This window comes from Pelomicrobium sp. (genome assembly GCF_036803785.1).
Classification (GTDB): Bacteria; Pseudomonadota; Gammaproteobacteria; order Burkholderiales; family UBA6910; genus Pelomicrobium.
Map to the genome: position 1 here is coordinate 20,851 of NZ_DAIRTR010000022.1, position 9,245 is coordinate 30,095.

Consider the following 9,245-nt stretch of genomic DNA (forward strand, 5'->3'; position numbering starts at 1 on the left):
CTCAGCCCTCCCGCCGGCGCCCGAACAGGCGCGCTGCCTGCTTGAGGGCAATTGCCAGGCTCTGCAGCCCGAGCAGTAGGAAACCGGAGGTGACGAAGGACTTGAGGACCCAGCGATGGGTGAGCCCGCCCGGGTCCGGGGAGATCTCGCCGATGGCGTAGGAATGCTGCACGAACGGGATCGACAGATAGGCCACGTAGAAGGAGATCGGCGCCATGATGAAGAGGGCGCTCAGGAACTCGATCCAGTCCCGGGTGCGCGGGCTGTAGCCGTGATAGAGGATGTCCACCCGCACGTGGGCATCTTCCTTCTGGGTGTAGGCGATACCCCACAGGGCGATCACGGCGAGGAGATGCCACTCCAGCTCCTGGGCCCATACCGCGCCCAGGCTGAAGGCGTAGCGCAGCAGCACTTCGGTGGCGATCAGGAGCACCAGGAACAGAGTGAGCCAGGACGTGACGCGGCCCACCCAGTCGATGAAAGCATCGATGCCGTTGCCAAGCCGCTCGAGGGCGTTCACGGCGCCATCCCTCCTTTCTTGGGGTGAAACGTCCGGGACCGGGAAAGCGCACCGGACCCGGACGGGTCCGGTGCGGGAGCGCTTCTCTAGATATCGCGCACCTGGGTGGCGAAGTGGGTCTCGCTCACCTTGGCCCAGAAGTCGTGCTTCTTCTTGAAGGCGAAGTAGTGGTCATGGACCTTCTTCACCAACGGGTCCTTGGCGGCGGCGCTGGAGAGAGTGTCGGCGGTCGCCTCTTTTAACTTCTTGACCACGTCGGGAGGAAGGGTGGAAACCTTCACGCCGTGCTTCTGCACCAGCTCGTCCAGGGCCTCGGCGTTCTTGGTCTCGAGCCATAGCAGCCCTTCCAGGTCCATCGCCTTGGCGGCGTAGACCACGATCTCCTTGAGGTCGGCCGGCAGCGAATCCCAAGCCTTCTTATTGATCACAATCTCGGTGGTGGTGGAAGGCTCGTGCCAGCCGGTGGTGTAGTAGTACTTGGCCGCGTTTTGCAGCCCGAGCTTCATGTCCAGGAACGGGCCCACCCACTCGGCGGCGTCGATCACGCCCCGCTCGAGGGCCGGGAAAATCTCGCCCCCCGGCAGCAGCTTCACGTCCACGCCCAGGGTGGCGTACACCTTGCCGGCCAGGCCCGGGATGCGCATCTTCAGACCCTTGAAGTCAGCCACCGAGTTGACCGGCCGCTTGAACCAGCCGGTCATCTGCACGCCGGTGCAGCCTGCCGGCAGCGGCACCAGCCCGAAGGGCCTGTACACCTCCTCCCACAACTGGTTGCCGCCGCCCTCCCATAGCCAGGCGTGCTGGCCCAGGTAGCTCATGCCGAAGGGCACGGTACCGAAGTACTGGGAGGCGAAGGTCTTCCCGGCCCAGTAGTAGGCGACCCCGTGGTTCATCTCCACGGTGCCCGCGGCGCAGGCGTCGAAGCCCTCGAACGCGGGCAGCAGCTCCCCGGCGGCGAACACCTTGATCTTCAATCGCCCGTTGGACATGGCCTCCACTTTCTTGGCGAAGGCCTCGGCGCTGCCCGGCCCGGACTGGTAGAAGGGGGATCCCGCCGGCCAGGTAGTGGTCATCTTCCAGTTGAACGTCTTGGCGGCCTGGGCCTTGGCGATCATGGGAAAGCCCAGGGTGCCCGCGGCGGCGCCGGCGGCGGTCTTCTTGAGAAATCCGCGTCGATTCATGACGAGTCATCCTCCGTGGTCACATGCCCGCAACGGGCGGGGTGGTAGAAGGAGCGGACCGTGAAACACTCGATCCATGGGATGAGGTTCGCAGGTTTCGTGCCATGGGATCGGCAAACGAAACGCCGGCGGCCGCTCGCGGTATTATTCGTGCAACGCAGAGCGAGACGACGGGCCGATGGCGCGGATGTGCCCGGCAGCCGTCGCCGTCGCGCTGCACCATTTTTTTGCACCGCCCGCACCGGATGAGTGCAAGCGGTTACGTGGTTTATAACACGAAAACGGATCCCGAATGACAGCCCTCTGCTATATCCACGGCTTCAACAGTTCTCCGGCCTCGTCCAAGGCCCAGATGCTCCGGGAGCGGCTCGAGCGGCTGGGAAAGGCGACGAGCTTTCGCGCTCCCGCGCTTCCCCACCGGCCAGCCCAGGCGATCCAGGTGCTGGAGCAGGCAATCGCGCAACTGCAGGCCCCGGTCACCCTAGTGGGCAGCTCCCTGGGAGGCTACTACGCCACCTGGCTCGCCGAGCGCCATGGGCTCAAGGCGGTGCTGGTGAATCCCGCGGTGGACGCGCCCCGGGACCTGGCCCAGTGCTTGGGCGTGCAGCAAAACTTCCACACTGGGGAGCGCTACGAGTTCACCCAGACCCATCTCGACGAGCTGGCGGCGCTGGAGGTGCCGGCCATCACCCGCCCCGAGCGCTATCTTCTTCTGGTGGCCACCGGCGACGAGGTGCTCGACTACCGCCGGGCAGTGGAGAAGTTCGCCGGCGCCCGCCAGATCGTGGTGGAAGGAAGCGATCACGGCTTTTCCGACTTCGGCCACTACCTGGACGAGGTGCTTGCCTTTGCCGGGCTCGCGCCTTCTCCCTGACGGCACGCAGAAACGCAGGCGACGGAGAAAACGCCGCCTTCGTCCGCAAGGAATCGTTGCACAGGCGGGCCCCTTAAAAAAGGCGACGGTATAGACGGGCTCCAGCACCTCTGATGCGGCCTTGCGGGCCGCCTTTACACGTTTCTTGAGGTCCGCTCCCTATTCCCCGTCGAACCGACCCGAATAGTTCATGCGCACGCCCTCCGGCCCCGCCCGCTTTCGGTGTGCCTGCCGCAGCTTAGAGAGCCCGCGGGCAGCGCCACGGGAAACCGGAGGGTGTTGCGGTACAGACGGTCCCTTCCCCCGCAACCGGGTGTTGATCGCCTTGACCCGTTCCCGGACGGGATCCTTTCCACCGACGTTTTCGCCGTCTGCGTCGAGGCTTTGGCAGACAGGTCCCACGGGAGCAGCGGCCGCAGGATCGGCGACGTCAGAGATTTCTGCGCCGGCGGTCCTCCGCGGGATCGATGATTACACGCCTTGTCGCATCAGCGAGCGCAGCTTTCTGCGAGTCGGCGCACAGGTCCTCGAGGATCGCCTCTTTGAACTTCTCCCCCGCGCTCTGCTGGGGGACTAGACGACCAGCTTGTTGAGCGTGGGCTTCGTGCCGAACCAGTCGCGTTTCCCAAGGTTTCCGGCCGTCGAGCACGCCTGCCTCCACGAGGAGGGTTGGCAACAACGGCGGTGCCTACTCGAACCGCCTGCGGGTCGTCCTCGGCGCCCAAGCTGCATCGCCAGGTGAGATCCCTGCTCCCGTTGTGTGGCGGACCGGAAACGCGGGCTGGACCTCTTTTGCTAGGAGCCTAGCGCCCCGAGCGACCTGGGCATATGTTGACATATGCCCTGCATGTAGGCTTCCATATCGCCTTGCATGTTGCCTGGCGCGTTTGCAGACCAAGGTTCGAGGTGCCGCCATGAAGAATGAGGACATCCCAGCGCTCATCCGTGAGCTTCGACAACGGCTCCACCTCACTCAGGAGCAGTTCGCCCAGAAGGTGGGCGTCACCTACAGCACCGTGAACCACTGGGAGAACGGCAAGCGCGTGCCGCTACCTTTTCTCGTCAAACGACTCGTTGAGATGAAGGCGGAATTGGACGCACAAGACGAGAAGGGCCCACGGAAGAGGGCGCCAAGATGAGTGAGGGGCAGCTCCTGCACGAAGGGCAGATTCTCACTGGCTCGCTCTTCAACGAGCCGATGCGGGTGGAGACTGTGCGCGCGAACGGTCCCGGCACCTGGATCGTCGGATTGGCCGGCACACAGACCGAGCGGTTCTGCAAGGTCATCCTCACCAGGCAGGACCTCGAACACCTCACTATCTCGGAGGCGCGGTATAGCTACGATGGCGACGGGCACCTCCTTCGGCTGGGCCTGCAGGCGTACTCTCTCGGTATTGCATATGAGTTCGATCCCTACTTCGGCCTCTCCATTTCCCGTGTGGACCCGCTGCCGCACCAGCTCGAGGCCATCTACGACTATCTCCTAAAGCTTCCCCGGGTCCGGTTCCTGCTGGCAGATGACGCCGGGGCAGGCAAGACGATCATGGCCGGGTTGCTCATCCGCGAACTCGAACTCCGCGGTCTCGCCGAGCGCATCCTGATCGTTTGCCCCGCCAACCTCTCGTTCCAGTGGCAGCGCGAACTCAAAGAGAAGTTCGACGAGAAGTTTCTTGTCCTCAAAGGCGGCGACATCCGGGATCAGTTCGGCATGAACCAGTGGCTAGAGCAGAAGCGCGTCATCACCTCCCTCGATCTCGCGAAACGTCATGATATCCTGCCGGGGCTGCGGCAGGCCCACTGGGATCTCGTCATCGTGGACGAAGCGCACCGCATGTCGGCTTCCGACGAGACCCACAAGAGCCAGCGCTACAAGCTGGGCGAGCTTCTGCGGGACACCTCAGATCATCTGCTGCTTTTGACAGCCATGCCGCACAAGGGCGATCCAGAAAACTTCAGCCTCTTCCTCCAGCTGCTCGACGCGGATGCCTACGCCGACGTGCGCTCCATCCGCGAAGCCATGAACCGCCGCCGCGCGCCGTTCTATCTGCGCCGCACGAAGGAGGCCATGGTCTACTTCCCGGAGCGCCGGACGGATGGTACATGGGTCGCCGAGAAGATCTTCACGAAGCGCATCCCACACACCGTGGAATTCCAGATCGACGGGCCAGAGTTCGACCTCTACCGCGACATCACCCGCTTCGTGAAGCAGCAGAGCGCCAGGGCCGCAGCGCAGGGCGACGACCCGCGCGCCCGCGCCGTCGGCTTCTTGATGTCCCTCTATCAGCGCCGGCTTGCCTCGAGCACCTACGCCATGCGGCACTCGCTGGAGAATCGGGCGAAGCGTCTGGAGGAGGGATTGAAGCGGGCCCAGGACCTGGCACGGTTGGCCCCGCCGGAGCTTCCCAACCCGGACGAGCTGGAAGAAATGGAGGAGAGCGAACGCGAACGCCTCGAAGAGACGCTCGAGGCCATCACGCTCGCGGGCAACGCCCAGCAGGTCCACGAGGAGATTCAAGAACTGAAGGCGCTGGCTGCTCAAGCCCAGAGGGTTGAGGACTCCGGCGCGGAAGCCAAACTCTCGAAGCTGAAGGAGCTCCTGCAGCAGGAGGGTTTTTTCGACCACGCGGAGAAACGGCTGCTCGTCTTTACGGAGTTCAAGGACACGCTCGACTACCTGGTGGAGCGGCTGAAGTCGTGGGGCTTCCGCGTCGGCTACATCCACGGCGGCATGAAGCCCGGGTCGCGCGACGAACCGGGCACCCGGCTTTACGCGGAGCAACAGTTCAAAGAAGGACACATCCAGATCCTTGTCGCCACCGAAGCGGCCGGCGAAGGGATCAACCTCCAAGTCTGCAACATCCTCTTCAACTACGACATCCCGTGGAACCCGAACCGCCTCGAGCAGCGCATGGGCCGTATCCACCGCTACGGCCAGCGCAAGGACTGCCTGATCTTCAACTTCGTCGCCAACAACACGATCGAGGGCAAGGTGCTGCAGCGGCTGCTGGAAAAGCTCCAGGAGATCCGCGATGCCCTCGATGATGACGCGGTCTTCAACGTGGTCGGCGAGGTTCTGCCGGCGGCCCACATCGAGCGGGTGCTTCGCGACTACTACGCCGGGCGGCTTGGCGATGCTGACCTCGAGGAACGGCTGCTCAGGAACGTGGACGAACGCGAGTTCCGGCGCATCTGCCAGAACGCCCTCGAGGGGCTGGCCTCGAAGAAGCTCAACCTGGAGATGCTCATCGAGCGCCGGGCACGGGCCCAGGAGCGGCGCGTGGTCCCCGAGACGGTGGCCCGTTTCATCCGGGAGGCGGCCCCTTATGCCGGCTGGGAAATCCGGGAAGTACGGCATCTGCCTTACACGTTCGAACCTGGCCGCACACCGCACAGGTTGCGCGAGCACGAACGGGCTGCGGACTGGAGACTTCCGCCCCTGGCTACGAAGTATCCACGCTGCTCGACCGACCGCGAGACGGCCGAGGCGAACAACCTGGAGTGGGTCACGCCGGGTCATCCGCTTTTCGAGGCGATCCGGCGGCACACTTACGCGCAGGCCCTCGAGGTGGTTTCTACATTCTCAGAAGCGCACGGGCAATGACTCGATGAGGAAGCAGATGGCCAAGCATAAGAAGAACACCGAGGTGTCCAAGACAAGTGGCGCTACCGTGGGCTATGAAGTCGACCTGTGGAAGATGGCCGACGCGCTGCGCGGCTCGATGGATGCCGCCGAATACAAGCACGTTGTTCTCGGCCTCATCTTCCTGAAATACATCTCCGACGCCTTCGAGGAGCAACATAAAAGGCTCGAAGCCGAGCGCGCCCAGGGTGCCGACCCCGAAGACCCGGACGAGTATCGCGCCCAGAACATCTTCTGGGTACCGCCGGAGGCACGCTGGGCGCATCTCAAGGCGCAGGCGAAGCAGCCGACCATCGGCCAGCTCGTGGACGACGCCATGGCCGGCATCGAGCGCGACAACCCAGCGCTCAAGGGCGTGCTCCCCAAGGACTATGCACGTCCCGCGCTCGACAAACAGCGCCTCGGCCAGCTCATCGATCTCATCAGCAACATCAAGGTGGGTGACGAGGAAGCCCGCGCCAAGGACGTGCTCGGCCGCGTGTACGAATACTTCCTATCGCAATTCGCGAGCGCCGAGGGCAAGAAGGGTGGCGAATTCTACACACCCCGCTGCGTGGTGAAACTCCTAGTCGAGATGCTCGAGCCTTACCGCGGCCGTGTGTACGACCCCTGCTGCGGATCGGCAGGTATGTTCGTGCAGTCGGTGGAGTTCATCAAAGCGCACGCCAGCGGCAACGGCAACGGGGGCCGCGCCCGCGCCGACATCTCGATCTACGGTCAGGAGTCCAACTACACCACCTGGCGCCTGGCGAAGATGAACCTCGCCATCCGCGGCATCGACGGCCAGATCGCCCACGGCGACACCTTCCACAACGACCGCTTCCCCGACCTCAAGGCTGACTTCATCCTGGCTAATCCACCCTTCAACGTCTCTGACTGGGGCGGCGAGCGCCTGCGCGACGACAAGCGCTGGAAGTTCGGCGTGCCGCCGGTGGGCAACGCCAACTTTGCCTGGGTCCAGCACATCATCCATCACCTGGCGCCCACAGGCGTCGCCGGCTTCGTGCTCGCTAACGGCTCCATGTCGTCCAACCAATCGGGCGAGGGCGAGATCCGCAAGAACATCATCGAAGCGGATCTGGTGGACTGCATGGTGGCGCTGCCGGGTCAGCTCTTTTACTCCACGCAGATCCCGGCGTGCCTGTGGTTCCTCGCGCGCGACAAATCGGGTGTAGGGGCGAGGCATGCCTCGCCCCTACGAGACCGCCGGGGCCAGGTCCTCTTCATCGACGCGCGGAAGATGGGGCAAATGGTCGACCGGACACACCGGGAGCTGACCGACGAGGACATCGCCCGCATCGCCAACACCTACCACGCCTGGCGCACAGACGTAGGGGCAACGCATGCCTCGCCCCTACCGGAATACCGCGACATTCCGGGATTTTGTCGTTCCGTCACCATTGACGAAATCCGCAAGCACGGCTACGTCCTCACCCCGGGCCGCTATGTCGGCGCCGAGAAGCAGGAAGATGACGGCGAGCCGTTCGAGGAGAAGATGCGCCGGCTCGTCGCCCAACTGCGCGAGCAGCAGGCCGAGGCCGCGAAGCTGGACGAAGCGATTTGGAAGAACCTGAAGGAGCTGGGCTATGGCCAAGAAAAAGATCGCTCAGGGGCGCCCATCGAACAACGAGATCCGGCGCATCATGCTTCAGTACTTCTATGACCGCAACAAGAATGCGACCAGTGCTCGCGGCAAGAGAGGTTCGGCGGTCAAAATTAGTGACGTGAAGAAAGAACTAAAGGCTTCGCACGGCCTCACCCAGCAGGAAATTCAAAGCAATCTCACCTACCTCATCAGTCAGGGCTGGGTAGAGGAGGACACCATCGAGAAATCCATCACCGCGCCGGGAGGCACCGTTATTCCTTCCTCCACCAACTACTACAGGATCACCGCCGCCGGTATAGACAAAATCGAAGGACCCGGCGAGTTCACCATGCCGAAGTTTCACGGTATCAAAATCGAAGCCACTGGCCAGAACATCATAACGTTGGGCGACGGGAATCAGATTAACGCACAGTTCAGCGAGCTTGGCACCTCGCTTGTCGAGCTGCGAAACGCGATCGCACAATCAGCCGCTCCTGAGGCAGACAAGCTCGCGCTCGTGGCCGACATCGACACAATCCAGTCGCAGTTGGCGAAGCCGACGCCAAACAAAGCCATCATCGCCGCTGCTTGTGAAACGGTGAAGACCGCCGCCACCATCGACGGTTGCGTCGGTCTTGTCAATAAGGTGGCAGGGCTCATTGGAGGACTGCTGACATGAGCCACTTTAAGTCAGCGACATTCGAGCAAGGAGCCCACTTCATTGGGCTTGGCGCGACCACCGCTGCCAACATGAAGGAGTTGGGATATGGCGGGTGAGTGGCCCAAGGTGTCGGTATCTGAAGTCGCAACCGCGGTTATAGGGGGAACGCCAAGCCGCAGTGTGGCGGAGTACTGGCATGGAGGTATTCCGTGGGCTTCGGCGAAGGACGTAGCGCGTGTTTCAGGCAGATACTTAGATCAGGCACAAGAATTTCTCACGCAAGATGGTCTCCGAAACAGCGCGGCTAAACTCATGCCTGTCGGCACTGTAGTCATAACGGCCCGTGGCACTGTTGGTGCCCTGGCTCAGCTTGGTCGACCGATGGCGTTTAACCAAACCTGTTACGCTCTTGTGCCTAAAGATGGTCTCGATAACAACTTCCTTTTTTATGCCTTGAGGGGCACGATAGCCGAAATGCATGGACTCACTTACGGAACTGTCTTCGAGACCATCACAACCAAGACATTCGAACATTGGCTGATTCCTTTGCCCCCGCTCCCCGAACAGCGTGCCATTGCCCACATCCTCGGCACGCTGGACGACAAGATCGAGCTGAACCGCAAGATGAGCGAAACGCTGGAGGCGATGGCTCGAGCGCTGTTCAAGGCGTGGTTCGTGGACTTCGACCCCGTCCGCGCCAAGATGGACGGCCGCTGGCGCCGCGGCCAGTCGCTGCCGGGGCTGCCCGCCCACCTCTACGACCTCTTCCCCGACCGGTTGGTGG

8 protein-coding genes are annotated in these 9,245 nt (G+C 62.9%); 6 read left to right on the forward strand and 2 right to left on the reverse strand.

Going from position 1 to position 9,245, the window contains the following annotated elements; genetic code table 11:
- Position 1 precedes the first annotated feature (1 nt).
- Both V7Q81_RS04295 and V7Q81_RS04300 read right to left on the reverse strand, forming a co-directional pair.
- Complete coding sequence (locus V7Q81_RS04295; RefSeq protein ID WP_333840679.1) at positions 2–520, reverse strand: TRAP transporter small permease subunit; 519 nt, start codon at positions 518–520, stop codon at positions 2–4.
- An 86-nt stretch (positions 521–606) separates the two neighbouring features.
- The gene (locus V7Q81_RS04300) at positions 607–1,701 is read right to left on the reverse strand and encodes a TRAP transporter substrate-binding protein (protein ID WP_333840681.1); all 1,095 of its coding nucleotides are present in this window, start codon (positions 1,699–1,701) and stop codon (positions 607–609) included.
- 292 nt (positions 1,702–1,993) lie between these two features.
- On the opposite strand from V7Q81_RS04300, the gene V7Q81_RS04305 reads away from it, so the two are divergent.
- From V7Q81_RS04305 to V7Q81_RS04330, 6 genes are all read left to right on the forward strand, one after another.
- Positions 1,994–2,575 (forward strand): YqiA/YcfP family alpha/beta fold hydrolase, encoded by a 582-nt coding sequence (locus V7Q81_RS04305; RefSeq protein ID WP_333840684.1) that lies wholly within the window; start codon positions 1,994–1,996, stop codon positions 2,573–2,575.
- Positions 2,576–3,489: 914 nt separating this feature from the next.
- Positions 3,490–3,714 (forward strand): helix-turn-helix domain-containing protein, encoded by a 225-nt coding sequence (locus V7Q81_RS04310; RefSeq protein ID WP_333840685.1) that lies wholly within the window; start codon positions 3,490–3,492, stop codon positions 3,712–3,714.
- On the forward strand, positions 3,711–6,176 hold the full coding sequence (locus V7Q81_RS04315) for a DEAD/DEAH box helicase (RefSeq protein WP_333840687.1): 2,466 nt from the start codon (positions 3,711–3,713) through the stop codon (positions 6,174–6,176). Before V7Q81_RS04310 ends, V7Q81_RS04315 begins: the two co-directional genes overlap by 4 nt.
- 16 nt (positions 6,177–6,192) lie before the next feature.
- Positions 6,193–7,878 (forward strand): class I SAM-dependent DNA methyltransferase, encoded by a 1,686-nt coding sequence (locus tag V7Q81_RS04320; protein ID WP_333840689.1) that lies wholly within the window; start codon positions 6,193–6,195, stop codon positions 7,876–7,878.
- Positions 7,802–8,479 (forward strand): hypothetical protein, encoded by a 678-nt coding sequence (locus V7Q81_RS04325; protein ID WP_333840691.1) that lies wholly within the window; start codon positions 7,802–7,804, stop codon positions 8,477–8,479. The genes V7Q81_RS04320 and V7Q81_RS04325 overlap by 77 nt, the downstream gene beginning before the upstream one ends.
- An 87-nt stretch (positions 8,480–8,566) precedes the next feature.
- On the forward strand, positions 8,567–9,245 hold a 679-nt coding region (locus tag V7Q81_RS04330), incomplete at its 3' end, for a restriction endonuclease subunit S (protein WP_333840693.1).

Coding starts and splice junctions, on each gene's coding strand:
- V7Q81_RS04300 (WP_333840681.1), bottom strand. CDS start 1,701: ATGAATCGACGCGGATTTCTCAAGAAGACCGCCGCCGGCGCCGCCGCG.
- V7Q81_RS04305 (WP_333840684.1), top strand. CDS start 1,994: ATGACAGCCCTCTGCTATATCCACGGCTTCAACAGTTCTCCGGCCTCG.
- V7Q81_RS04310 (WP_333840685.1), top strand. CDS start 3,490: ATGAAGAATGAGGACATCCCAGCGCTCATCCGTGAGCTTCGACAACGG.
- V7Q81_RS04315 (WP_333840687.1), top strand. CDS start 3,711: ATGAGTGAGGGGCAGCTCCTGCACGAAGGGCAGATTCTCACTGGCTCG.
- V7Q81_RS04320 (WP_333840689.1), top strand. CDS start 6,193: ATGGCCAAGCATAAGAAGAACACCGAGGTGTCCAAGACAAGTGGCGCT.
- V7Q81_RS04325 (WP_333840691.1), top strand. CDS start 7,802: ATGGCCAAGAAAAAGATCGCTCAGGGGCGCCCATCGAACAACGAGATC.